The sequence below is a fragment of the Cytobacillus sp. GQ23 genome (genome assembly GCF_059758675.1).
The window spans coordinates 1-24,126 of the sequence record NZ_JCAXER010000025.1 but is presented as its reverse complement, the minus strand read 5'-3'; the positions used below and the strand labels follow the sequence as shown (position 1 = coordinate 24,126).

Genomic DNA, 24,126 nt, shown 5'->3' with positions numbered 1-24,126 from the left:
CCGTTTTCTTTATGCAAAAACCTGTTTCAATTCATCCTTGGATTGCTGCAGCCAAAATCTCATTAGGCGCTTTGCCCCTTCAAGATCATGAAGCTTCGCCTGACCGCATTGCTTCTCATTTGCAGCAGGGATTTCGGTAATTTCAACGGCATCTTTCATTGTAGCTTCCAGCAAATCAATTATTTCTTCAACTGACGGCTCACCGCTTACGACTAAATAATAACCAGTCTGGCATCCCATCGGGGAAATATCAATAATATCAAAATGGTCATATTTCTCTGCATGTGTCCGGATATTAAATGCAAGCAGATGCTCAAGTGTATGAATAACATCCGGTTTCATCGCCTGTTTGTTTGGCTGGCAGAACCTGATGTCAAACTTGTTCACTAATCCATCACTGCCCACTTTATGAACACCGCAGTGCCTCACGTACGGAGCTTTAACCGCATTATGATCCAACTCAAAACTTTCCACTGAAGGCATACTAAACACTCCCCTGAAGTTTTCCTTTTACTATAACATAATATCCGAGTAAATTCATCAAATTAATATGAAAATTATGACTTTATTACGATTATATGTTATTTTAAAAGAAAAATTGATTTAACCAGGAAAGGTAATGCCATGCTTAAAAAAATTCTAATTTCAATATTTCGGTTTTATCAAATTGTGATTTCCCCGCTAAAGCCTCCTACATGCCGGTTTTATCCAACCTGTTCCCATTATGGGCTGGAGTCAGTTAAGCGATTCGGCGCATTCAAAGGCGGCTGGCTGACAATAAAACGGATCCTTAAATGTCATCCCCTTCATCCGGGCGGTGTCGACCTGGTTCCGGAGCAATGGCCCAGAAAGAATAAAAATTAACCCTCGTATCCTTCCACAACAAGGTCTAGCTTGCCTGTGCCGGGATGAATAACAAGCCCATGCACAGGCACATCTGCCGGCATAAGCGGGTGCTTTTTCACCATATGTACGCTATGGGACACACTTTCTTCTACATTTTCAAAACCTCTTAGCCAATCTTCTGCGGCGATTCCTGAGTATGTCATCGTATCCAATGCGTCGTCCGTAATGCCTCTTTCCTTCATGCTGCTGACAACCGCATCTGCTTTCATTCCGCTCATTCCGCAGTCATGATGGCCAATAACAAATACTTCTTTAGCCTGAAGCTGGTAAACAGCTATTAATATGCTTCTCATAATACTTCCAAATGGGTGGGTTACTAAAGCTCCCGCATTCTTAATGATTTTCACATCGCCGTTTCTTACATTAAGTGCTTTTGGCAAAAGCTCCACTAAACGTGTGTCCATGCAAGTCAGGATAACCATTTTTTTATTAGGGAATTTCGTTGTTTCAAATTCTTCGTATTTTTTTTCTTCAACAAATTGCTGGTTATGGTTTAAGATCTCTTCTAAAAGCTTCAATGGTTCCACTCCCTGTCTTTTGTGAATTACTGTGATTGAGCAGGAATTTGCCCAATACTTGATGAGAAAAAATTTTTACTAAATCCAGACCATTCACAGGCCTTAATAATTATGATACATAATAGAGCGGCTTCAAACAAATTTTAATCCTTGCTTTTTATCATGATATTTTGTAAGATGACTAAGAGAAATCGTAATGATTACGTATTATCATTATTTTTTGACATTTATTTTTGGATTTAACAAACATTATCTATAATAGGGTCCGCGTTTTAAATCGTAATAAATACGTTTTATTGAAGGAGGAAAAAATGAAAAAAGCATTTTTAATATATATTCTCGGGGTAATCCTTGTTCTTTCTGGCTGTACTGATGAAAATAAAGAGAAACACAGCAATAAAACAATGGTTTATACAACGGTTTATCCTCTCCAATATTTTACTGAGCAAATTGGAGGAGATGCGATAGAAGTTGAAACCATCTACCCGCCCGGTTCGGATGAACATACGTTTGAACCTTCTCAAAAAGATATGATGAAGCTGGCCGATTCAGATCTATTTATTTATATAGGTCTGGGTCTTGAGGGGTTTGTGGAAAAGGCAAAAGAAACATTGAAGAATGAAAATGTTAAACTGGCTGCAGCTGGAGAAAATATAGAGTTTATCCACTCGGATGCAAAACATGATCCTGATCATGAAGAAGATGCAGATCACCATGAAGATGATGCTGCAGACGGGCATAATCATGACCACGGGGATATTGACCCGCACGTTTGGCTCGATCCGTTATACTCCAAAGAATTGGCTGAATCTATAAAAGATGCTCTAGTGGAACAGATGCCGGATCAGAAAGAGCAGTTTGAACAAAATTACATGGAGCTTGCCCTGGAGCTGGATAATCTACACAATGATTTTGAACAGACCATACAAGGTGCAAAGCATAAGGAATTCATTGTTTCACATGCAGCTTATGGATATTGGGAAGACCGTTATGGTTTGGATCAAATCAGTGTATCCGGTTTAAATTCCTCCAGCGAGCCCACCCAAAAGGAACTGCAGAAAATTATTGCGGAAGCAAAAGAACACGACTTGAAATATGTATTTTTTGAACAGAATGTCAGCTCTAAACTAACCGAAATTCTCCAAAAAGAAATTGGAGCACATCCTTTAAAGCTGCATAATTTATCCGTATTAACAGAAGAAGATCTTAATGAAAACCAAACGTATTTCACTCTTATGCAAGACAATCTGTCTGCACTTGATAAAGCTTTAAATGAATAAGCACATTTACCTCCCAGCCTGGGAGGTTTTTTATTCTAAAGAGCATATGACATTCCTCCAAATGCCATGACTGATTTGCCTGTCATTGCAGAAAATATAGAAGACCTGATGCCGTCCGAATAAAACGTTTTCGGCTTTGGTCATACCTTTTCTGCTTAGGAGGAATAACAATGGCAAAAGATGTTTTATGTGAAGTAAACAACTGCACATTCTGGAAAGATGGAAACCTATGCAGTGCAGACCAGATATACGTAGTCAGCCATACTGGCGAAACAGCGGACAGCACCAAAGAAACTGACTGCAAAACCTTTGAGCCTCATTAATTGGTGACAGGCACCACCCGAATTTTGTCGAATTTCAGCGGTGCCATTCCAAATATGCGTATTACCCAAAAGCGGTGCATTGGTTGCACCGCTTTTGTTTTTTAAAGGAGTTTATTATTTTTTTTATCGGGAATGTATAGAATAACAACAACTTATAGGAGTGATACATATGTTATCAACCGTTATTTTGCTTGGGGCTGCTTTTGCTGCTGCAGCTGGATTAAGCTCCTTTGCCCTTAAAGAAGATACATTTTTAAAAGATGAAACTACTCTTTAATTTATAATAATAGGTGCTGCGAATGCGCCTTATTTTTTTGCAATTAAACATTAACCCGCAGTTCTGCCAAAGAGAGCTGCGGATTTTTTCTACAGGATAAAGTTTTCCTTTAAGATTGTAACTTCTCCCAGTCTTTTCTCATTAATCTCAAAACCAATTCCCGGTTTATCGGGAACGTTTATCATCCCGTTTTTTACGGTGACTTCAGGGAGAGTAATGTCTTCTTCCCAATACCTGCTTGATTCCGAAATATCACCGGGAATGGCAAAGCCCTCCAAAGAAGCCAGAGCAATATTATGTGCTCGTGAGATCCCGAACTCGAGCATGCCCCCACACCAGACATGTATCCCTTTATCCAGGCAATAATCATGAATCTTTTTAGCTGTTCCCAAACCTCCAACCCGGCCAATCTTAATATTGATTACTTTACAGCTCCCCAAATCTGCAGCTCTTCTGGCATCATGAAAGGTGACAATACTTTCGTCCAGGCAAATTGGTGTGTCCAGTTCCTTTTGAAGCTTTGCATGATCCACTATATCATCGTATTCAAGCGGCTGTTCAATCATCATAAGTCCGAAGTCATCTAGCCTTTTTAAACGGTCTATATCATCCAATGAATAAGCCGAGTTAGCATCAGCCATGATTGGCAGGTCGGGATAAAAGTGGCGGATTTCTGAAATCAATTCATAATCATTTTCGGGGCCTATTTTTATTTTGACCCTTTGATAGCCTCTTTCCAGGAAGTTTTCAATTTGTTTTCTTACTTCTTCGTTTGTTTTGGCGCCAACAACCACGCCGGACAGGATCTGCTCCCTCTTGCCGCCTATAAATTTCGAAAGAGAAATATCTTCTTTTTTGGCGGCCAAATCCCATAAAGCTGTCTCCAAGGCTGCTTTCGCCATTTGATTTCTTCTCAGGGCATCAAAAACACGTCCTGCTTCTGAAGGATGCTTTATATCGGCATTATGCAATATGGGAATCAGAAAGTCCTTTAGCACATGATAGCTCGTCTCAACTGTTTCCTCTGTATACCAGGGTGAAGAAAAAGCGACTCCTTCCCCGTACCCCTTCCTTCCTTCTGTATCCATTACTTCAACAATAATTCCCTCTCTGTCCTTAACAGTTCCTAAATGAGTGGTAAAGGGTGTTTTTAGAGGCATAGCTATTTTATACAAAGTAACTGTTTTTAAATCCATGTTAATTCCTGCTTTCTTCAAGCAGTTCCCGAAGCTTCCTTCTTAATATCTTCTTTGAGGCATTCCTCGGAACTTCATTTATCATGATAATCTTTTTAGGCACTTTATATTTTGCCAGCTTCTCTAAACAATACTCAATCACTTCTTTTACATCCAGGCTTTCTTCTCCTGCAACAAATGCGACCGGCACTTCACCCCAAACCTTGTCTTTCATGCCAATCACCCCTGCATCTGAGATTTGGGAGTGTGAAGAAAGAACACCTTCAATTTCAGCAGGATAAATATTTTCCCCGCCTGAAATAATTAGGTCTGACCGCCGATCAAGTACATATAAAAAGCCTTCGTTATCAACATAGCCAATATCTCCGGTTGAGAGCCAGCCATCCTTTAACTTTTTCACAGTTTCTTCTTCACGGTTTAAGTACCCTTTCGTCACATTCGGACCTTTTACAAGTATTTCACCCGCTTCTCCAGAATCCGCAGGGTCCCCATTTGGATTAATAATTTTCAACTGGGAAGGGAATAAAGGCTTACCTGCCGAACCCAATTTGCTGAAACTGTATTCCGGAGCCAGAGTAACAATCTGTGAAGAAGTTTCCGTCATTCCATAAGTCTGGTAAACAGGAATCCCCTTCTCCCTGCAACCCTCAAGAAGAGATTTAGCTGCCGGCCCTCCCCCTAATAACATACATCTAAAAAATTCAGGCAGCCGGTCTTCTTTTAGTTCATCTGCCATTCTGGTGAGCATTGTACTCACAACAGACATTATGGTCACTTTTTCACAGGAAATGGCCTTGATGGCTTTCTTCTCATGAAAAGATTCAAAAAGAACCATTTTCATCCCGTAGATGATGCTTCGCATTAAAATGGAATAGCCGCTAATATGAAAAATCGGAACAGCACACAGCCAGCAGTCGTTTTCATTCAGCCCTAAATTTAATGCAGAACCGACTGCACTCCACCAGTGATTCCCGTATGTTTGCATTACACCTTTCGGGTTCCCCGTTGTACCGGATGTATACATGACAGTACACACCTCATTTAGATTTAATTCCTCTATTAATGAAGGATCTTCAGGAACTTTCCTAAAGAGTTCTTCTTTATGTATCGCCGTAATTCCGCCTAAGGAGCTTACAACCCTTCGGCTGACCACATCAAATGAACTCTCAGTTAATAGGAAAGCGGACTTCGAATCATCCATCTGCCAGATTAATTCCTCGGCAGTCAGCCTGTTATTTAATATAACGGCCTTAACATTGATTAGCTGCAGAGCCAAAAGGATAAAAACAGTGTCTTCATGATTTCTCAGGAGCACACCTGCAAACTTGCCACCGGTTAATCCAGAGGCCTGTAATTGCCCTGCTATCGTGCAGGCACGATCATATACTTCGGAAAATGTATAGGTTTTTCCCAAAAAAGAAAGGGCTGGCCGTTCGGGTGTTAAGAAGGCCCGCTTTTGAAGAAAATTCGGCACTATTTGGGCTTCCATCGTAAAACCTCATTTCATGCGATTTTTTTCATATAAAAACAGCCTGATGGGCTAGCCATCAAGCTGAAGGATAAAACACCCCCGAAATCAAGGGAAACGCGGGAATTGCCCAAAGTCCGGCTTGCGCTTTTCTTTAAATGCGTCACGGCCTTCTTTCGCTTCATCCGTTGTATAGTATAAAAGAGTTGCATCACCGGCAAATTGCTGGATGCCAGCAAGTCCATCCGTGTCAGCATTAAATGCAGCCTTCAAGAAGCGAAGAGCTGTCGGGCTTTTCTCCAGGATTTCTTCACACCACTTAATTGTTTCTTCTTCCACTTTCTCAAGCGGCACAACCGTATTAACCAGCCCCATATCCAATGCTTCCTGAGCACCGTACTGGCGGCACAGGTACCAAATTTCGCGAGCTTTCTTATGACCGACGATTCTTGCAAGATATCCTGAACCGTAACCAGCATCGAAGCTTCCGACTTTAGGTCCTGTTTGACCAAATACAGCGTTATCAGCTGCAATTGTTAAGTCACATACGATATGAAGGACATGTCCTCCTCCAATTGCATATCCTTTTACCATCGCAATAACCGGCTTAGGAATAACACGGATTAAACGCTGAAGATCCAAAACATTTAAACGAGGGATCTGGTCATCCCCGACATATCCGCCATGTCCTCTAACTGACTGGTCTCCTCCTGAACAAAACGCTTTGTCTCCTGCACCCGTAAGAACAATAACACCTACATTTTCATCGTCACGCGCGTAAGCAAATGCATCAATTAATTCCATTACCGTTCTTGGAGTAAAGGCATTGTGGACTTGCGGTCTATTAATGGTAATTTTCGCAATTCCATTGTATGTTTCATACATGATTTCTTCGTACTTTTTTCCTGCAACCCATTCTACAGCTGACATACATGAATCCTCCTCGATATGTATTGTATTAGAAAGCGCAATAATTGCCGCACAGTTTTTGTGCCAGCAAAGGACATCATTCCTCAATTTTTACTGCATTTGTATGAATCTCCCCTGATTGCGACAAAAACTCACTTACTATTGTACCAAATAATTCAGGTTTCTCCACATGAATTGCATGTCCTGCATTTTTAACGGACTTCCACTGAACATTTGGCATAGCTTCCGACATCTCTTTTGCAATTCTGCAGAATTTCAGGTCCAGATCCCCGGTCAAAAGAAGGACTGGCATTGTCAGATTACCAAGTTCTTCCCACCAGGATGGCTGTGAACCTGTGCCCATCCCATTCAGGCTGTTCGCCAGACCTTCAATAGAATTGGCCATACGCTGGTTTCTTATTCTTGTGCGGATTTGATTAGGAAGATATTTCTGGCTTTCAAATAAAGGGATGTCCTCCCAATATCTGATAAATTTCCCGATGCCTTCCTTCCTGATTCTGTCAGCCAGTCTGGCATCCTGAATTCTTCTTTCATGCCTCTCCTCTTTTGTCTTAAGCCCTGGAGAAGCACTTTCCAAAACCAGTGTGCGGACTTTTTCAGGATATTGAACTGCAAACGTCAGCGCAAGCCGCCCTCCCATGGAGTATCCAAGAACATCAATTTTCCCGATTCCCATCTCTTCCAATAGACTGTTGAGTACAGCGGCAGATTCCTCTATTTGATAATGGCCAATATCAGAGGGTGTTCCAGATTTCCCGTGACCTATGATATCAATTGCAATGGCATTTGAATGGGTTTCCCAGAAGGGAGCGAACTCTTTCCAGCCCTCACTATTTCCCGTGAAGCCATGAAGAAGCAGGAGCGGAAATCCCTTCCCCCACGTATCGACATGATAGTGAACTCCATTCATGACATATTTCATCGGCATTCACCCTTCCAGCAATCGACTTATTTCCCGGGAAACAGAATTCCACAATTCTCGATGCTCAGTTAAATTCCTGTCCCGATTTGTCGTAATTTCCATTACCTTCAAGCCAGGTCTATCCAGGTTCCGTTTAAAGGCGGAAAGAAAATGTTCCCAGTCTGTTATTAAATCATATTCGCCGCCAAACATCTTAATGGCATGGCTGAAATCCAGATCCAGCGGTGTTCCGAACAGTTTCTCAAAGTTATTGGGGAAATTGGCCTGAGGCAGGAATGAAAAGATTCCGCCTCCATTATTATTAATCAGCAATATATTGATATCAATTCCATACTGTTTAGAGGCGATTAAACCATTTAAATCATGGAAAAAAGTTAAATCCCCCAGCACAAGATAGAGCGGCTTTGACGACATTCCGGCACCCAAAGCAGTTGATACAGTCCCATCAATGCCATTTGCCCCCCTGTTGGCCATGACTCTGATGCCTTTTTGATTAACATGGAAGAAAGTATCCAGATCACGTATAGGCATACTATTCCCTACAAACAAGGTTGAGCCTTCCGGAAGCATTTCAGCCAGCTGATAAAATAATTTCCCTTCGCTTAATTGTTCTACTTGTTTAATATCTGCCAGCTTTAATCTTGTAAGATCATTGATCTTTTTCCACAGTGCAAAGAATTCATCATTATTCGGGGTAATGAGATATGGAAAGACAGATTCGCAGAACTGGAGCTCATCACAATGAATCATTTCAGTCGAGATCAGCGCAGGATCCCGCCAGCCTCCGCCTCCATCAACAATAATTTGCCTAGCCGAGCTGTTCTCTTTCATAAAAATGGACAATGGCTTTGATACAGGCATAGCACCAAAGCGTATAATAACATCCGGCTTAAGAGCCTTTTTCGCATCGTCAATTTTTAAAAAGGTATCATATGTATCTATAATGAAGCTGCCATCGTGGTGTCCGCTTCTAAGCTGTGATAATGGGTCGGCAATGACCGGAAAGTTCAGCTTTTCCGCCAGTCTAATAACAGCATCGGGGAAGCCGGATTTTTCCAGTTGACCGCAGATTATAATCCCTCTTTTAGCGGAGTTTAAAACCTCTGCCAATTCTTTGTACTCTTCAATAGGCAAACTAAGTTTCCCACCCTGAATATTTACATAGCCTTCGGTTCGTTCACTAAGCTCAAATAAATCAGCACGATCCAAGTGCGGAACAAGCGGTTCACGGAAAGGAAAATTAAGGTGAACCGGCCCTGCAGGAGAACTCATTGCGGCGGAGGCAGCTCTCGCACATACCGCTCGGGCATATCGAAGCATTTCTTCTGATTTCTCAGGAGGAGCCATCTCAACAAACCACTTTACATTATTACCATATAAATGAATTTGATCGATTGCCTGTGGAGCGCCTACATCCCTCAGTTCATGAGGCCGGTCCGCGGTAAGCACAATGAGCGGCACTCTGGAATACCGGGCTTCCACAATGGCAGGGTAGTAATTAGCTGCAGCCGTTCCGGACGTACACAGTAAAGCTGCAGGTTTTTTGGATGCTTTAGCAAGCCCTAACGCAAAAAAGGCAGCCGAACGCTCGTCTACATGAATATGTACACGAAGCTCCGGATGCTCTGCCATTACCATTGCCATTGGGGTAGAACGGGAGCCGGGACTGACCACGACATCCTCTACCCCGCTTTTTACTAATTCAGCCACAAATGCGGCTATATATGAAGTTAAAGCTTCCTGATGATTCATTTTTCATAACCCCCAAGAGCCGTAAGCATAGGCCGGAATTTAATCTTTGTTTCCTGGTACTCGCTTTTGGCATTTGAATCCTGTACCACTCCGCAGCCTGCAAATAAGGAGGCCTCATTCCCCTGAATAAGACCAGACCTTATTGCAACAGCAAACTCGCCATTTCCTCTAAAATCCATCCATCCTAATGGGGCAGCATAAAAGCCGCGATCGAGATCTTCTACTTCTCTGATTTTTTCTACTGCTTCTCTTTTAGGCAGGCCCCCAAGGGCAGGCGTCGGGTGAAGACGGTCGACTAAAGCAAGCAGTGAAGCATCTTCCTTAGTTCTTCCTATTACAGGAGTATATAGATGCTGAATATCCCGCATCTTCATCAGCTGCGGTTCATTTGGCAGTTCAACTTCTGTGCAGGATTCTTCCATTGCTTCCTTTATCATATCAACCACATATTGATGTTCAGTCAAATTCTTCTGATCATGCAATAATGCTTCTCCAAGGATATGATCATCTTCTTCCGTTTTGCCTCTGGGGATGGAACCTGCAAGACAAGTTGTAAATACGTTTTCTCCGTATTTTTTTATAAGGCGTTCAGGTGAGGCTCCTATAAAGCAGTCACCGTTCGATTCAAACGCAAATATAAAGCTTTCACTCTGCATTTTCATCAGATTCTGGAGAACCCTTTCTATCTCAATCGGCTTTTCATAATTGAGCCTGGATTCCCTCGCAAGCACAACCTTTTTTAATGAAGTTCCTGACTTTAGTTCTTCAACAACCTCATTTACTGTTTCCATCCATTTTTCAGGATTGATATCTGCTTCTTCCTGTAGATTGTTTGCACACTCAGGGTGATAATCATTGATAGAACCTATTAGCATGCTTCTTTCAGCCACTATCTTTTCGAAAAGAGACTCGCTATCATGCCGGGTACAGATTACATTAGTTGTCAGAAAGGCCTGTCCATTCATTTCACTGTACATATAAGTCGGCACATGAAAAAGGGAATCGGAATACTTCGACCAAAGCTTTGTTTTCTCCTTAATCGGGTCAAAAGAAAAACCGCCAAACATCACAGGCCCTGTAGCATGGTTATTATAAGGGTTAAAAATTATACTATTGTTAATAAAACGCTTCCATTCTTTTTCAACTCGATCAAATCTGCCGGTACTCTCGTCTGACTGGATTTGCCTGCAAATACCCAGCCCTAATAAATATGCTTCACCGGAAGGATCCTTCCAGAAAAAGCGTTCACCAAAAAAACGGCTCTTTCCTGCCGCATAAAAAGAAAGGGGGTCTATATGGTTTATTTTTTGCACTTCGCTCACTAAAACAGGCTTTGACAGAGCTTTAGCCCTCTCAATCGCCTCCTGGATCCCTTCTTTTAGTTCCGTATCTTGTATCGTAACCAAAAAAATCCCTCCAATAACAGCTGAAAATTGCCGTTATCCTACTTTAAACTTATTCTAAGATACACCTGTGATTCAAGGAATGTCAATGATGTCAATCAGGCTGTTCCTTTTTGTATCCTTTATATTATAGCTTACTTTCTGCATCTATAATATCAATTAATCTCAGGTTCACTGTAAATACCTGTAACGTTCATTCATACATGGAAAATACCGGTACATTTTACGGCAATAATACGTTGACACTCCTGCTTTAATTACCTAAACTTAAGGTGTTTGGTATAGTTTGGCGTACAGGGCTTACTTTGACAATACCCTGATAATCGGTTAAAATAAACAAGTTTGAATGATGCATTGAATAATACCATTACAGAATAGATAAATAAGGGGAGAGTTATTATGCAACCACAAGCACAGACCAATTTTCCGCCTGCTCCCAGCTCCAAGAACTGGAGAGTCTGGTGGCAGCTGACCCGGCCGCATACTCTGACCGCTGCTTTTGTTCCGGTTCTGCTTGGAACAGCTCTTGCAATGGAACTTACCGAAATAAATTTTGGCCTGTTTTTTGCCATGCTGGCAGCTAGTCTGCTGATTCAGGCTGCTACCAATATGTTTAACGAATATTACGATTTCAAAAGAGGTCTTGATACGGAAGAATCTGTTGGAATCGGCGGAGCGATTGTCCGTGAAGGAATCAAACCAAAAACGGTCTTGAATTTGGCCTTTGGGCTTTACGGGGTTTCAATATTGCTTGGCTTTTATATTTGCATGAACACAAGCTGGTGGATTGCAGCAATTGGACTTGCCTCTATGGCAGTAGGTTATTTATATACAGGCGGTCCATTGCCGATCGCATACACACCATTTGGTGAATTATTTGCAGGATTTTTCATGGGCATGCTCATCATCCTTATTTCTTTTTATATCCAGGCAGGAACTGTAACTGCAACAAGCGTGTTAGTTTCCTTCCCTATATTGATTCTTGTTGGCGCCATTCTGCTGGCCAATAATATCAGAGACCTGGATGGGGACAAGGAATTCGGCCGTAAAACATTGGCCATTCTTTTAGGGAAAAAAGGAGCGATCAACCTGCTTGCAGGCATGTTTATCGTGTCCTATGCATGGGTCTTCATATTAATCGGTATGAATCTCATAACACCATGGCTTGCAATTGTTGTCCTTAGTGCACCCAAAGCCATTAAAGCAACGAAAGGCTTTATCGGCAACTCATTGCCGATGCAAATGATGCCCGCGATGAAAGCAACAGCGCAGACAAATACAATTTTTGGCTTCCTTTTATCAGTAGGCCTGTTTCTCGGATATCTTTTATAATTATTAAACCTCTGCTCTTATAGCAGGGGTTTTTTGTTGGAAAAAACATCAAAATCGTCACCCTGGTTTCATTCCAATTTTTACGGGTATTTTTTATTTAAGGAAGAGCAGAGCCGTAAAATTATTTCTTCCGTTATGATTTTGCAAACTACGTCCATACTAAACCCATATGGACTAAGATTTGATATCCAGCGGAGTAAAACTGTCAGAGCTCGGCTTAATTATAGGCTTGACTATCAGATCAGCTTTTACCAATATCATCAAAACCAAGGATGTGACATAATATGTTGACCAATGAACAGATCAGCAGGTTAAAAAAGGAATTGAATGATGAAAAGGAATCACTGGAGTCCCAGCTGCAAGGCAATAAAGAAGGCAGTCTGGAGGGTGCAAGTGCCAGAGATTCAGTAGGAGAGCTATCTATTTATGATAACCATCCGGCAGATATGGGTTCTGAACTTTACGAACGCGAAAAGGATTTTGCTTTAGAAGAGCATCATGACTCTGAGCTTAATAAAGTGAAAGCAGCACTTCAGGCAATTGAAGATGGTTCATACGGGAAATGCAAAGAGTGCGGCTCTGATATTCCTTACGAGCGGCTGGAAGTGATTCCAGCAACCCTTTACTGTAAAGATCATAGTCCGGAGCAAACCGTGCCGGGAGACCGCCCTGCTGAGGAAGATGTGCTTGAGCCCGCACATGGGAATACCTTTCAGCATCATCAATTCAGGGAAGTAGTTGATAATGAAGACAGCTTTCAGGAAGTTGCCCGTTTTGGCACTTCTGAGACACCCTCTGATTTAAGGGGCGACTATGAAGATTATAACTCCCTTTATAATGAAGGCCATGATGACGAAGGGTTTACAGAAGATTATGAGACATTTGTCGGGAATGATCTTAAAGGCAAGGAGAGAAAAATCTATCCTTCCAAGAAACAGGAAGAGTACGAAGCCGTGCTGGATGAAAATGATATCGAAGCGCCTTTCGGTGATGTGCCGTATCATGAAACTGACGGCTATGTGGATGAAGATAAGGAATAAAAGTAAAAGCGATGCAGATGCATCGCTTTTTTATGTCAAATGGCAAAATAAGATACCCGTATTTATTATAATTTGGATTCGATATCCTGGATAATCTCATCTATTGTATCGGAAACGTCGTTTGTGCGGCGGGCAATGGAGATGCTGAATTCCAGCAGTTCTTTATAATTTTTAACCGGAATAGAATCACTAGTTTTCTCGAATTCATTTAATTGCAGTCCAATATTCTGAAGATGCAGCAAAACTTCTTCCATTGATCCTCTCTCGATCTGGTACATTTAACAGCTACCCCCTTTTTATCTAATGATTTCATTATCAGGGTTTTTAAACCTTTTTTGAAGTGGAAATTATTGTTAATACTTTAGGTTTACAGAGTAAAACTGCTCCACATAGGCAATATTATTTTAAGAATAAATTGCTGGGAGGCCGCATACATGAAAGCAGCATGCTTTTCCGAATATGACAAACTCGAGCAAGTGGTATTATGTGAACCGAAGTACATGACGATCGTGGATACCATTAATGAAACGCAGAAGCATTATGAAAAAGAGGGAATTAATATCAATGTGGCGATGGAGCAGCACAGGCATTTCGTCAGCGCATTAAAAAATGAAGGAATTGATGTCGTGCTTCTGTCCCCGTTTGAAAAATACCCTGAGCAGGTCTTTACCCGTGATATCGGGTTCACACTCGGAGAAACAGTGTATGTTGCCGAAATGGGTACTGATATTCGCCAGGGAGAAGAAAATATTTTGAAACAATGGCTGGAAAAGAATCAGGTTCCTTTTTACAATCTTAAGGGGGATCGTATAGAAGGAGGCGATGTTCTTATTGATGGCAATACTATTTACGCCGGAGTAAGCAGCCGGACCCACGAAGAAGCGATTGAGCATCTTCGCAGCCTTATACCTGATTATGAAGTCATATCCATCCCCTTTACTGATACATATCTCCATCTTGACTGTGTATTTAATATCATTTCACCTGAAGAAGCTCTTATTTTTCCAGGAGAAATTCACGGGGAAAAAGTAAAAATGCTGGAATCACGCTATGATCTAATAAAAGTGTCGGAAGAGGAGCAATTCACACTCGGAACAAATGTCCTCTCCATTGGCAATAAAAAAGTATTTAGTCTTCCCGTCAATAAAAATGTTAATAAAGAGCTGAAGGCTAGAGGCTACGAGGTTATCGAGGTAGATATCACGGAAATCATCAAATCAGGCGGAGCCTTCCGCTGCTGTACGATGCCGGTTAGAAGGAGTAAAGGATAGGTTACCAGCTTCGAATTCCTTGGAATCCGCTTTTTTATTATGTGCTAGTAATGTCTAATGGAAAACTGCCGTTTTGGAGTTAATTCTTGTGATTAACTCCCTTTTTTCTGAAGCACATTCAGTTTGGGAGTTATTCCACCCGGTAAACTCCCTTTTTTCCTGGGACAGCTTCTTATTGGGCACTATTCCTCCCGATTCACCCACATTTCCTTCTGGTCATCTCAATCCATCCATTTAATCCCCACCCTCTCTTGTACGCTTTCTTTTTGGTCTTTATCAGCACTGAAAAACTCCCATACTCTCTTGAATACTTAATTGTGAGCTTTATTCTACTCAAACAAAAAAACAGCCTCTTCTCACATGAAGGGCTGTTCTTCTTGCTACTTATTCATCATCTCAACACCAGCGGCTTTAATTTTCCAGATTTCCCGGGCATATTCACTGATGGTGCGGTCGCTAGAAAAATAGCCTGACCCGGCAATGTTCATTAAGCTCATTTTCAGCCAATGATCCCGATTTTCATAAGCCTTACCTGCTTCTTTCTGGATATTGACATACGAAGCAAAATCCCGCAATACAAAGTATTGGTCATTTTCCATCAGCAGTGAATCAAAAATGGGCTCAAACTCATCATCGGCATCCGGGAAGAATCCATTTACGAGCTGATCGGTCACCTGACGGATTCGCTTATCATGGTGATAGTACTCCCTCGAGTTATATCCGCCATTTTGATAATAGCTGAGGACCTCATCTGCTGTTAATCCAAAGATAAAGATGTTGTCATCTCCAGCTTTTTCTTTTATCTCAATATTGGCTCCATCCAGTGTGCCTACTGTCAGGGCGCCATTCATCATGAATTTCATATTGCCAGTACCGGAAGCTTCCTTGCTTGCTGTAGAAATCTGCTCGCTGATATCTGCAGCAGGAAAAATTTCCTCAGCAAGCGAAACCCGGTAATTCTCAAGAAAGATCAGCTTTAAAACATCATTTGTCTGCGGATCATTGTTTACTTTAGATGCAACGGTATTAATTAATTTGATGATTTTCTTTGCATAGTAATAGCCAGGGGATGCTTTTGCTCCAAAAATAAATGTCCGCGGGTGCATGTGGAAGTCTGAATCTTCCTTTAGCCTATTATATAAATGAATAACATGAAGAATATTTAACAGCTGGCGCTTGTATGCATGCAGACGCTTAACCTGAATATCAAAAATGGAAGATGTATCAACCACAATACCCTGCTGTTCCAGAATGCGCTTCGCTAATCTTTCTTTGTTCAATTGCTTAACCTGATGCAGCTGCTCAAGGAAGACCCTATCATTCTTAAAATCTGCCAGTTCGCGAAGTTTCTCCGGTTCCAGAATCCAGCCAGCCCCAATGCTCTCATTAATAAGATCAGATAAAAGCGGATTGGCTTTCAGCAGCCATCTTCTATGTGTAATCCCATTGGTTTTATTATTAAATTTTTCCGGGAATATTTCATAAAACTGATTCATTTCCCTCTTTTTTAAGATTTCTGTATGGAGTGCGGCCACACCATTAACACTGGAACTGCCGACAAGAGCAAGGTGAGCCATCTTAACCTGGTCATGTGCGATGATTGCCATATCCTCAATCCGCTTCCATTCACCCGGATATCTGTCCCAAAGCTCGCGGCAAAAACGTTCATTGATTTCATTCACAATCATATAAATTCGCGGCAGCAGCGGCTGGAAAATGCGGATAGGCCATTTCTCCAACGCCTCTGAAAGAGTTGTATGATTCGTATAGGCTATCGTCCGGACCGTAATATTCCAGGCTTCCTCCCAGCCCATTCCTTCTTCATCCAGCAGGATTCTCATAAGTTCAGGAATAGCAAGAACCGGATGAGTATCATTAATATGAATGCTCACGTGTTCATGGAAATCTCTTAAACTAGTATGCTGCTTTCGATATGATCGTACAATGGAACGTATACTGGCCGAAACAAGAAAATATTGCTGCTTAAGCCGAAGAATCTTTCCCTCATCATGGGTATCATCAGGATAGAGAAACTCGGAAACAGATTCAGTTTCCCGCTTATATTTTAAAATATCATGATTTACAGGATAAGGAGATGGCTCAGCATTCCAAAGCCTTAGAGTGTTAATTGTATCTGTTTTATACCCAACGACAGGCATATCGTAAGGGACAGCCGAAATTGTTTCAGCATTCACATGGCGGAACACAAGCCTGCCGTTTTCCTCAGCTGTTTCGACTTTCCCCCAAAAAGGAACTTCAATTGCCAGGTCGGCTTTTCGAACTTCCCAGACATGGCCGTTCCGAAGCCACTGCTCCGGAAGCTCCACCTGATAGCCATCCACAATTTTCTGTTCAAATAAGCCATGCTTATAACGAATCCCAAATCCATGACCGGGAAGGTTTAAGGATGCCAGCGAGTCCATAAAGCAAGCCGCCAGACGTCCCAGTCCCCCGTTTCCAAGCCCTGCATCTGCTTCGATTTCTTCAAGGCGATTAAGGTCAATGCCCAGATCTGCCAGGCCATCTTTTACAATCTCCTCAATTCCCAGGTTTATCAGATTATGATGAAGAAGGCGCCCCAATAAAAACTCGATGGATAAGTAATATACCTGCTTTTCACGATCGATGCGGTAACGCTCATTTGTATTAATCCACTCTGTGCTCACATGTTCCCTGATCATATTTCCAAGAGTGAAGTATTGATCTCTTTCAGTGCTTTCGCCAAAGCTTTTTCCACAGGTCATCTCCAGTTTCTTCAGAAATTCCTCTTTGAACTCATCTTTATCAGAAAACATGACTTTCACTCCTTGAAACAAGGCCTGCATATAGCTGATTGTATTTGAAAGCAGATTGTGCCCAGCTGTTATCCATCCCCATCGCATTTTTCATAATCTGCTCCCATATTTTGCTGTCACTATAAAAGCTAATTGCTCTTTGAATGGTGAACAGCATATCATGGGCATTAAAATGGCTGAAGGAAAAACCGTTCCCCTCACCTGTATATTCATTGTAAGAGTGAACAGTATCATTTAAACCGCCTGTTTCCCTGACGATGGGAATGGATCCATATCTCATCGCAATCATCTGCCCTAAACCGCAGGGCTCAAATTGTGAAGGCATTAAGAATAAGTCGGACCCTGCGTAGAATTCATGTGCCAGGCCTTCATCAAACCCAATATATGCTTTGCATTTTTCTGGATAGCCCGCTTCCATCTCCCTGAAAAATTGCTCAAACTCAGGATCACCAGTTCCCAGAATTAAAACTTGGACATCATCCTGCATAAGTTCGTGGAACACACATTTTACAAGATCCAGGCCCTTTTGCTTTGTCAGCCTCGTAACCATGGCGATTAATGGAACCTTTTCCTTCACAGGCAAGCCGAATTTTTTCTGAAGGTGAACTTTATTCTCTTTTTTTATCTTCAGGTGTTCAGCGGCATAATTCTCTTTTATGTATGGATCCTTCTCGGGACTATAAAATTCATCATCAATCCCATTTAAGATTCCTTCCAGGTCACAAGCCCTGCGCTTTAGCAAATCATGCAGCTTCTCACCGTAATACTCTGTTTGAATTTCATTTTTATACGTAGGGCTGACTGTAGTAATTTTATCAGCAGCAACAAGCCCGCCCTTCATAAAATTAATATTTCCGAAGAATTCAAGCTTATCTGGATGAAAATGGATATAGTCAAGTCCTAATAGATCGCCTAAAGCAGCCCCTGGCATAATCCCCTGAAACTGAAGGTTATGAATGGTGAAGACTGTCCGAATGAATTCATACCCCTTTTTTGCCCGATACTCAACCCTGAGCAGAAAAGGAATCATCCCGGTATGCCAATCATGACTGTGAATAACATCCGGATAGTAATCAATATGCTGCAGAGCATCCAGCACAGCCCGGTTAAAATAGGCAAACCTCTCCCCATCATCATAATAGCCATATAATTTTTCACGCTTAAAGTAATATTCATTATCCACAAAATAGAATGTAATTCCCTGGTGCTTAAGTTCTTCAATTCCGCAATACTGATTTCTCCAGCCTACCTGAACTGTAAACTCGCACTTTTTTGACATTTTCTTTTTAATATCATCTGAAATGGAGCCATATTTGGGAAGAATCACTCGTACGTCAGTACCCTGTTTGGCAAGCTCTTTCGGGAGTGAACCGGCTACGTCGGCAAGACCCCCGGATTTGACGAATGGAACACATTCAGATACAGCAAATAATACTTTCACGAGTTCATCAGCGCTCCTTGTACGGTACCCTTGCGAATTACCAGAGGCATTTCATGTCTTCCCTCAATTCTGGCACCGGATTCTACCTTAACATCTTTATCTAAAATAACAGAGTCTAAAACACAGTTTTCACCAATTTGCGTTTTTTGCATAATTATACAATTTCTCACAACTGATCCCTTGCCAATTTTGACCCCGCGGGAAATTATGCTATTCTCAACTGTCCCTTCAATCATGCATCCATTTGCAATCATCGAATTCTTTGCGCTCGCACCTTTCACATATCGGGTTGGCGGTTCATCTTTTACTTTTGTATAAATTGGCTGGCTGCGCAGAAAAATACTTTTCCATGCCTCCGGCTCCAATAGCCCCATGCTGGCTGCAAAATAATTTTCAATGGAATCAATCATAACAGCCAAACCAGTATATTCATAATTGCATATCGTGTACGAATGGTGAATATCTGTCACAACATCACTCATGCATGTGTATCCTGTTTCGTTTCTATTTTCTATTAAACTAATAAGCAGTGAAGTTTTTACAAGGTACATTTCAAGAGAGCGGCCATCCTGGCGAACAACTGTAATATCACACCCCGTCATAATATGCTTATCCAGAACAGGCCTGAAATCCATATTAAAAACGGTAAAACAATTTGAGATCAGTGCATACTCCTGCTTGCTTCGGTAAAAATAATCCAAATTAGCAGCAAAGTGATGAAAAGATCCGATCCCCTTACTTGGGCTATCCAGCAAAGGCGATGGGAAAAAGAATAGCCCATCTCTCTTTCTGTTTAAGTCCCAGTTCTTCCCGGAACCAAGATGGTCCATTAAGGAGCGGTACTGATACTTTGGAAATATGGCAACACTTTCAATATCCGAATTGACCATATTAGAGAGAACAAAATCGATCAGCCTATACCGGCCTGCAAACGGAACAGCTGCGAGCGACCTATGTACTGTCAATTCCTCTAAATCTTCATGATAGGTTGTTGCGTCTATTACACCAAGCATTTTCTTCTTCATGACATTCCCTCCCGTTTAATTGGCCAGTAGCCATTTTGGCATCCAGCTGTAAAATTAAGAACAAATTCCCTCTATCATTTCCTCTGTTATCAGAATAATTTCTTCATCCTCTTCGGAGGCAGTAATTACGATGCCATCAGGTATGTTCATTCCGCTTGGCACAATCGCCTTCTCAATATAAACATTTTCACCTATTACAGCATCCGGCATGATGACCGATTCACGGATCACCGTATTCTTCCCAACCAGAACGCCTTGAAACAGCACTGACTTTTCAACTTCTCCCTCAACCGTACAGCCTTCATTTATCAAAGACTCTGCAACCTCTGCTTGAGTTGAAATATATTGTGGAGGGTGGTTCGGATTCACAGAATAAATCCGCCAATCATGATCAAATAGATTCAGCTCGCATTCATCATCAAGTAAATCCATATTTGCTTCCCACAAGCTTTTAACTGTGCCAACATCCTTCCAATAGCCATTAAACGGGTATGCGAACAGCTTTTTATTTTCATCTAGCATTAATGGAATAATATCCTTTCCAAAGTCATGACTTGATTCCGGATTGCGGTCATCCATTTCCAAATATTCCTTTAAAACAGACCAATTAAAAATATATATTCCCATGGAGGCCAGATTATTTTTTGGATAAGCTGGCTTTTCATCAAATTCTGCGACCCGCATCTCTTCATCCGTGTTCATGATGCCGAACCTGCTTGCCTCCGGCCATGGCACTTCAATAACAGATATAGTGGCATCTGCACCTTTTTCAATATGATAATTCAACATCAGGTCATAATTCATTTTATAAATATGATCACCTGATAAGATCAGGACATATTCAGGGTCATACTGCTTTAGATAGTTAAGGTTTTGATAAATGGCACTGGCAGTACCTGTATACCATTTGACTTCCGATGATTCGCTGTAAGGAGGCAGCACTGTCACGCCGCCGTTCCTTCTATCAAGATCCCATGCACTGCCTATGCCAATGTACGAATTCAGAACAAGCGGCTGGTATTGTGTCAGAACACCGACTGTATCAATTCCTGAATTGGTGCAATTGCTCAGTGTAAAATCAATGATTCTATACTTACCTCCAAAAGGAACTGCCGGTTTGGCCAGACTTTTTGTCAGAGAACTAAGCCTGCTCCCCTTTCCTCCTGCTAATAGCATTGCGACGCACTTTTTCTTTCCCATTTTCCTTCCTCTCCTTCCGATGTTTTACAGGGCGTAATATTGAAATGCCAAATGGCGGAATGGACATTTCCAAACTGAATGGCTTGCCATGAAACTCTTTATCCTCACTCCTAAGGACCCTTTTGTTGGTGCAATTTGCTCCTCCAAAGCTATCACTGTCACTGTTGAGTATTTCCCGATAAGATCCCATATTTGGAACACCTATACGATATTTAGGATATACAGCAGGTGTGAAATTGCAGACAATCACCAGATAATCTTCCTCTTTAGAGCCTTTCCTGATAAAGGAAAAAATGGATTGGTGTGAATTATGACAATCTATCCATTCAAAGCCATCCTGAAGGTGATCAAGCTCAAAAAGAGGCTTTGAACGTTTATAAACCTTTATTAAATCTTTCACATAATCATTTGCTTTTTTATGCATCTCGTAATCCAGCAGGTGCCAATCAAGCTGGGCTTTATCTTTCCATTCGGAAAACTGCCCAAGCTCACTCCCCATGAATAGCAGCTTCTTGCCCGGGTGGGCCATCATATAGCCTAGCAGGAGCCTGTATTGGGCAAACTTTTGCCAGTAATCTCCCGGCATTTTATCAAGCAGCGATTTTTTTCCATGGACAACTTCATCATGTGAAAAAGGCAGAATGAAGTTTTCAGTAAAAGCATACAAAAGTGAAAATGTCATTTTCCCATGGACATCAGATCGCCTCTCAGGCGCTGTTTCCATATATGTAAGGACATCATTCATCCAGCCCATGTTCCACTTATAATGAAAGCCCAGCCCCCCATAATGGACTGGTGCAGTCACTTGCGGCCAGTCTGTTGAATCCTCTGCCATCATTAGAAAGGAAGAGTCATATTGGGATACAACTTTATTTAAGTTTTGCAGGAAGCGGGTGCCGAAAGGATTTTCTGTCTTTCCATCCCGGTTAGGCCAGTAGATAATATTAGCCACGGCATCAACCCGGAAGCCGTCAATATGATACTTCTCCATCCAAAAAACAGCGTTGGAGATAAGAAAGCTTTGAACTTCATTTTTGCTGAGATCAAAATTAGCGGTCCCCCATACACGGTTCTCTCTGTCGCCTTCTGTTTCATACTCATACAGGTGCGAACCATCAAACTGGTAAAGGCCATGAGCATCTTTGCAGAAGTGCCCCGGTACCCAGTCCATGATGACGCCTATACCATGCTGGTGGCATTGATCAACAAAATACATAAAATCATGCGGATTCCCGTAACGGCTTGTAATCGAGTAATAGCCTGTTCCCTGATACCCCCATGAAGCGTCGAGCGGGTGCTCAATTAGAGGAAGCATTTCTATATGAGTAAACCCGTGCTCTACCACATAAGGGATTAATTCATCTGCAAGCTCCCTGTACGTATACAGGCTCCCAGATTCTTTTAGCTTCCACGAACCCAAGTGGACCTCATAAATGACCGCAGGCTCTGTGAATATAGGCTTCTTTTCTTTCTTTTGCATCCATTTGCTGTCATTCCACTTATATCCGTCCAGCGAATAAACTTTAGAGGCTGTATTTGGCCTTACTTCTGAAAAAAAGCTATAAGGATCAGCCTTTAATTGCTTATCTCCTTTCTTTGTTGTAATTTCGTACTTATACAAGGCACCTTCCATGTTTCCATCAAGCTGAATAACCCAGACACCTTCATTATTCACTCTATGTAAGGTATAGCCTTCTCCATTCCAATCATTAAAATCACCGACTAATCTGATAATTTCAGCATTCGGTGCCCACACACAAAAACGGGTAATTACTGTTTCACCGTTTGAAATTACATGTGCACCAAATAACTGGTGACTCTCATAGAGAGTCCCTTCATGGAACAAATGCAGTTGATAATCGGTTGGCAACAAAGTATCCACTACCATCCTTCTCCCCACCTAGTCTCGTTTCTTTTGACTTTCCTGTTATATTCGCCGAACCTGAGAAAATCCCTTGTAAAAGTTTTTTTAATTTTATGACAGTATCGTTCATATTCCGCTAACAACCGACAGCATCTGACTCAGATTAACAGACTTCGACATAATCTCCGGTAAACTTAGACAAAATATAACAAAGTCTGCAAACCGAAAATGAAAGGAGAATAATATTTTGAGCAATAAGGAAGAGGAGTTTTTATTGAATGAGGCATCCAGGGATGAAATAAAGATTCCACTATTTGAAGCACCGGATGGTAAGATTCTGGCCACTGGTGATATGTTTAGGGGCCCTTATACAGGAATATCTTCTGATATCGATTTGAATAATCCCGGCAATAAATTAAGCGGGAAAGAAGAAAAATTTGATTAAATTGAAGATGGCATGTATCACAAAATGAAAACAACAAAAAAGCTGCCAACAATTAGTTGACAGCTTTTTTGTATGACCCCTACGGGATTCGAACCCGTGTTACCGCCGTGAAAGGGCGGTGTCTTAACCGCTTGACCAAGGGGCCAATATGGCGGAGAAGGAGGGATTTGAACCCTCGCGCCGGTTACCCGACCTACACCCTTAGCAGGGGCGCCTCTTCAGCCACTTGAGTACTTCCCCATATATGGCTCCGCAGGTAGGATTCGAACCTACGACCGTTCGGTTAACAGCCGAATGCTCTACCACTGAGCTACTGCGGAACAATAATATAAAATGGTGGGCCTAAATGGACTCGAACCATCGACCTCACGCTTATCAGGCGTGCGCTCTAACCAGCTGAGCTATAGGCCCATTTTGGAGCGGGTGAAGGGAATCGAACCCTCATCATCAGCTTGGAAGGCTGAGGTTTTACCACTAAACTACACCCGCATAAGGTCTAAAATGGTGGCTCAGGACGGAATCGAACCGCCGACACAAGGATTTTCAGTCCTTTGCTCTACCGACTGAGCTACTGAGCCAAAAATAATATTATATCCCTAAATCTAAATAAATGTGCTTCAAAGCCCTGCGTTCTTTGTCGCAGATTTTAAAAGCATGCTATTCGATGATGAAATGCTTCGCAGCTGCATTCTTTTAAAATCCTCTACCGACTGAGCTACTGAGCCAAACTTTCTTTTA

Annotated in this window: 21 protein-coding genes and 6 tRNA genes; 7 read left to right on the top strand and 20 right to left on the bottom strand. The window is 41.8% G+C overall.

All coding sequences use genetic code 11. The features are described 5' to 3' along the window. Nucleotides 1–9 precede the first annotated feature (9 nt). Nucleotides 10–483, bottom strand: coding sequence for an S-ribosylhomocysteine lyase (locus AC6CHU_RS19430; protein WP_159869837.1), 474 nt, complete (start codon nucleotides 481–483; stop codon nucleotides 10–12). Between the two features lie 141 nt (nucleotides 484–624). On the opposite strand from AC6CHU_RS19430, the gene yidD reads away from it, so the two are divergent. After that, nucleotides 625–864, top strand: a complete 240-nt coding sequence (gene yidD, locus AC6CHU_RS19425) for a membrane protein insertion efficiency factor YidD (protein ID WP_159869833.1) — start codon at nucleotides 625–627, stop codon at nucleotides 862–864. Here the strand turns inward: yidD and AC6CHU_RS19420 are convergent. Beyond that, nucleotides 861–1,424, bottom strand: coding sequence for a beta-class carbonic anhydrase (locus AC6CHU_RS19420; protein WP_159869830.1), 564 nt, complete (start codon nucleotides 1,422–1,424; stop codon nucleotides 861–863). The two genes, yidD and AC6CHU_RS19420, sit on opposite strands and share 4 nt — an antisense overlap. A 311-nt stretch (nucleotides 1,425–1,735) precedes the next feature. Here AC6CHU_RS19420 and AC6CHU_RS19415 point away from each other — a divergent pair, with 311 nt between their 5' ends. Together AC6CHU_RS19415 and AC6CHU_RS19410 are read left to right on the top strand one after the other, a co-directional pair. Continuing rightward, the gene (locus tag AC6CHU_RS19415; RefSeq protein WP_159869827.1) at nucleotides 1,736–2,704 is read left to right on the top strand and encodes a metal ABC transporter substrate-binding protein; all 969 of its coding nucleotides are present in this window, start codon (nucleotides 1,736–1,738) and stop codon (nucleotides 2,702–2,704) included. A 170-nt stretch (nucleotides 2,705–2,874) separates the two neighbouring features. Beyond that, nucleotides 2,875–3,027 carry a DUF1540 domain-containing protein gene (locus AC6CHU_RS19410; RefSeq protein ID WP_159869824.1) on the top strand — a complete coding sequence of 51 codons (153 nt, stop codon included), beginning with the start codon at nucleotides 2,875–2,877 and terminating at the stop codon, nucleotides 3,025–3,027. A 366-nt stretch (nucleotides 3,028–3,393) separates the two neighbouring features. Here the strand turns inward: AC6CHU_RS19410 and menC are convergent, their stop codons facing one another. The 6 genes from menC to AC6CHU_RS19380 form a co-directional block, all read right to left on the bottom strand. Then, the gene (gene menC / locus AC6CHU_RS19405; protein WP_159869821.1) at nucleotides 3,394–4,500 is read right to left on the bottom strand and encodes an o-succinylbenzoate synthase; all 1,107 of its coding nucleotides are present in this window, start codon (nucleotides 4,498–4,500) and stop codon (nucleotides 3,394–3,396) included. Nucleotide 4,501: 1 nt separating this feature from the next. Continuing rightward, nucleotides 4,502–5,989 (bottom strand): o-succinylbenzoate--CoA ligase, encoded by a 1,488-nt coding sequence (locus tag AC6CHU_RS19400; RefSeq protein ID WP_498122616.1) that lies wholly within the window; start codon nucleotides 5,987–5,989, stop codon nucleotides 4,502–4,504. A gap of 87 nt (nucleotides 5,990–6,076) precedes the next feature. Then, complete coding sequence (gene menB / locus AC6CHU_RS19395) at nucleotides 6,077–6,898, bottom strand: 1,4-dihydroxy-2-naphthoyl-CoA synthase (RefSeq protein ID WP_159869815.1); 822 nt, start codon at nucleotides 6,896–6,898, stop codon at nucleotides 6,077–6,079. 76 nt (nucleotides 6,899–6,974) lie between these two features. Further along, nucleotides 6,975–7,820, bottom strand: a complete 846-nt coding sequence (gene menH, locus AC6CHU_RS19390; protein WP_498122615.1) for a 2-succinyl-6-hydroxy-2,4-cyclohexadiene-1-carboxylate synthase — start codon at nucleotides 7,818–7,820, stop codon at nucleotides 6,975–6,977. A 6-nt stretch (nucleotides 7,821–7,826) separates the two neighbouring features. Continuing rightward, complete coding sequence (menD, locus tag AC6CHU_RS19385) at nucleotides 7,827–9,572, bottom strand: 2-succinyl-5-enolpyruvyl-6-hydroxy-3-cyclohexene-1-carboxylic-acid synthase (RefSeq protein WP_498122614.1); 1,746 nt, start codon at nucleotides 9,570–9,572, stop codon at nucleotides 7,827–7,829. Continuing rightward, entirely contained in the window at nucleotides 9,569–10,978 is a 1,410-nt protein-coding gene (locus tag AC6CHU_RS19380) for an isochorismate synthase (protein WP_159869806.1), read from the bottom strand. The genes menD and AC6CHU_RS19380 overlap by 4 nt, the downstream gene beginning before the upstream one ends. Before the next feature lie 396 nt (nucleotides 10,979–11,374). Here AC6CHU_RS19380 and AC6CHU_RS19375 point away from each other — a divergent pair, with 396 nt between their 5' ends. Together AC6CHU_RS19375 and AC6CHU_RS19370 are read left to right on the top strand one after the other, a co-directional pair. Continuing rightward, entirely contained in the window at nucleotides 11,375–12,307 is a 933-nt protein-coding gene (locus AC6CHU_RS19375) for a 1,4-dihydroxy-2-naphthoate polyprenyltransferase (protein WP_159869803.1), read from the top strand. A gap of 284 nt (nucleotides 12,308–12,591) precedes the next feature. Then, nucleotides 12,592–13,347 carry a TraR/DksA C4-type zinc finger protein gene (locus AC6CHU_RS19370; protein WP_159869800.1) on the top strand — a complete coding sequence of 252 codons (756 nt, stop codon included), beginning with the start codon at nucleotides 12,592–12,594 and terminating at the stop codon, nucleotides 13,345–13,347. 65 nt (nucleotides 13,348–13,412) lie between these two features. On the opposite strand, the gene AC6CHU_RS19365 is transcribed toward AC6CHU_RS19370, so the two are convergent. Then, the gene (locus AC6CHU_RS19365; protein WP_048011093.1) at nucleotides 13,413–13,625 is read right to left on the bottom strand and encodes a hypothetical protein; all 213 of its coding nucleotides are present in this window, start codon (nucleotides 13,623–13,625) and stop codon (nucleotides 13,413–13,415) included. A 156-nt stretch (nucleotides 13,626–13,781) separates the two neighbouring features. Between AC6CHU_RS19365 and AC6CHU_RS19360 the strand changes: the two genes are divergently transcribed. Next, nucleotides 13,782–14,618, top strand: coding sequence for a dimethylarginine dimethylaminohydrolase family protein (locus tag AC6CHU_RS19360; RefSeq protein ID WP_498122613.1), 837 nt, complete (start codon nucleotides 13,782–13,784; stop codon nucleotides 14,616–14,618). Nucleotides 14,619–14,998: 380 nt separating this feature from the next. Here AC6CHU_RS19360 and AC6CHU_RS19355 read toward each other — a convergent pair whose 3' ends face one another. The 5 genes from AC6CHU_RS19355 to glgB are packed head-to-tail and all read right to left on the bottom strand — an operon-like array spanning nucleotide 14,999 to nucleotide 22,967. Beyond that, entirely contained in the window at nucleotides 14,999–17,413 is a 2,415-nt protein-coding gene (locus AC6CHU_RS19355; protein WP_498122612.1) for a glycogen/starch/alpha-glucan phosphorylase, read from the bottom strand. Further along, the gene (glgA, locus tag AC6CHU_RS19350) at nucleotides 17,403–18,854 is read right to left on the bottom strand and encodes a glycogen synthase GlgA (RefSeq protein ID WP_251284585.1); all 1,452 of its coding nucleotides are present in this window, start codon (nucleotides 18,852–18,854) and stop codon (nucleotides 17,403–17,405) included. The genes AC6CHU_RS19355 and glgA overlap by 11 nt, the downstream gene beginning before the upstream one ends. Next, complete coding sequence (locus tag AC6CHU_RS19345; RefSeq protein ID WP_251284584.1) at nucleotides 18,851–19,879, bottom strand: GlgC family sugar phosphate nucleotidyltransferase; 1,029 nt, start codon at nucleotides 19,877–19,879, stop codon at nucleotides 18,851–18,853. The genes glgA and AC6CHU_RS19345 overlap by 4 nt, the downstream gene beginning before the upstream one ends. Nucleotides 19,880–19,933: 54 nt before the next feature. Continuing rightward, complete coding sequence (locus AC6CHU_RS19340) at nucleotides 19,934–21,079, bottom strand: glucose-1-phosphate adenylyltransferase (protein WP_159869785.1); 1,146 nt, start codon at nucleotides 21,077–21,079, stop codon at nucleotides 19,934–19,936. Continuing rightward, nucleotides 21,021–22,967 (bottom strand): 1,4-alpha-glucan branching enzyme, encoded by a 1,947-nt coding sequence (gene glgB / locus AC6CHU_RS19335; protein ID WP_159869782.1) that lies wholly within the window; start codon nucleotides 22,965–22,967, stop codon nucleotides 21,021–21,023. Before glgB ends, AC6CHU_RS19340 begins: the two co-directional genes overlap by 59 nt. Nucleotides 22,968–23,190: 223 nt before the next feature. Here glgB and AC6CHU_RS19330 point away from each other — a divergent pair, with 223 nt between their 5' ends. Next, entirely contained in the window at nucleotides 23,191–23,388 is a 198-nt protein-coding gene (locus tag AC6CHU_RS19330; RefSeq protein ID WP_159869779.1) for a hypothetical protein, read from the top strand. A gap of 73 nt (nucleotides 23,389–23,461) precedes the next feature. Here AC6CHU_RS19330 and AC6CHU_RS19325 read toward each other — a convergent pair. The 6 genes from AC6CHU_RS19325 to AC6CHU_RS19300 form a co-directional block, all read right to left on the bottom strand. Further along, nucleotides 23,462–23,533: transfer RNA gene (locus tag AC6CHU_RS19325), tRNA-Glu, on the bottom strand. A 4-nt stretch (nucleotides 23,534–23,537) separates the two neighbouring features. Then, nucleotides 23,538–23,628 (bottom strand) — tRNA-Ser (locus AC6CHU_RS19320). A gap of 5 nt (nucleotides 23,629–23,633) precedes the next feature. Further along, nucleotides 23,634–23,708 (bottom strand) — tRNA-Asn (locus AC6CHU_RS19315). Nucleotides 23,709–23,722: 14 nt separating this feature from the next. Further along, nucleotides 23,723–23,799: transfer RNA gene (locus tag AC6CHU_RS19310), tRNA-Ile, on the bottom strand. Nucleotides 23,800–23,803: 4 nt separating this feature from the next. Continuing rightward, a tRNA-Gly gene (locus AC6CHU_RS19305) sits at nucleotides 23,804–23,877 on the bottom strand. Between the two features lie 13 nt (nucleotides 23,878–23,890). After that, a tRNA-Phe gene (locus AC6CHU_RS19300) sits at nucleotides 23,891–23,966 on the bottom strand. Nucleotides 23,967–24,126: the final 160 nt, after the last annotated feature.

Coding starts and splice junctions, on each gene's coding strand:
- AC6CHU_RS19430 (WP_159869837.1), bottom strand. CDS start 483: ATGCCTTCAGTGGAAAGTTTTGAGTTGGATCATAATGCGGTTAAAGCT.
- yidD (WP_159869833.1), top strand. CDS start 625: ATGCTTAAAAAAATTCTAATTTCAATATTTCGGTTTTATCAAATTGTG.
- AC6CHU_RS19415 (WP_159869827.1), top strand. CDS start 1,736: ATGAAAAAAGCATTTTTAATATATATTCTCGGGGTAATCCTTGTTCTT.
- AC6CHU_RS19410 (WP_159869824.1), top strand. CDS start 2,875: ATGGCAAAAGATGTTTTATGTGAAGTAAACAACTGCACATTCTGGAAA.
- menC (WP_159869821.1), bottom strand. CDS start 4,500: ATGGATTTAAAAACAGTTACTTTGTATAAAATAGCTATGCCTCTAAAA.
- AC6CHU_RS19400 (WP_498122616.1), bottom strand. CDS start 5,989: ATGGAAGCCCAAATAGTGCCGAATTTTCTTCAAAAGCGGGCCTTCTTA.
- menB (WP_159869815.1), bottom strand. CDS start 6,898: ATGTCAGCTGTAGAATGGGTTGCAGGAAAAAAGTACGAAGAAATCATG.
- menH (WP_498122615.1), bottom strand. CDS start 7,820: ATGAAATATGTCATGAATGGAGTTCACTATCATGTCGATACGTGGGGG.
- menD (WP_498122614.1), bottom strand. CDS start 9,572: ATGAATCATCAGGAAGCTTTAACTTCATATATAGCCGCATTTGTGGCT.
- AC6CHU_RS19375 (WP_159869803.1), top strand. CDS start 11,375: ATGCAACCACAAGCACAGACCAATTTTCCGCCTGCTCCCAGCTCCAAG.
- AC6CHU_RS19370 (WP_159869800.1), top strand. CDS start 12,592: ATGTTGACCAATGAACAGATCAGCAGGTTAAAAAAGGAATTGAATGAT.
- AC6CHU_RS19365 (WP_048011093.1), bottom strand. CDS start 13,625: ATGTACCAGATCGAGAGAGGATCAATGGAAGAAGTTTTGCTGCATCTT.
- AC6CHU_RS19360 (WP_498122613.1), top strand. CDS start 13,782: ATGAAAGCAGCATGCTTTTCCGAATATGACAAACTCGAGCAAGTGGTA.
- AC6CHU_RS19355 (WP_498122612.1), bottom strand. CDS start 17,413: ATGTTTTCTGATAAAGATGAGTTCAAAGAGGAATTTCTGAAGAAACTG.
- AC6CHU_RS19345 (WP_251284584.1), bottom strand. CDS start 19,879: ATGAAGAAGAAAATGCTTGGTGTAATAGACGCAACAACCTATCATGAA.
- AC6CHU_RS19340 (WP_159869785.1), bottom strand. CDS start 21,079: ATGGGAAAGAAAAAGTGCGTCGCAATGCTATTAGCAGGAGGAAAGGGG.
- glgB (WP_159869782.1), bottom strand. CDS start 22,967: ATGGTAGTGGATACTTTGTTGCCAACCGATTATCAACTGCATTTGTTC.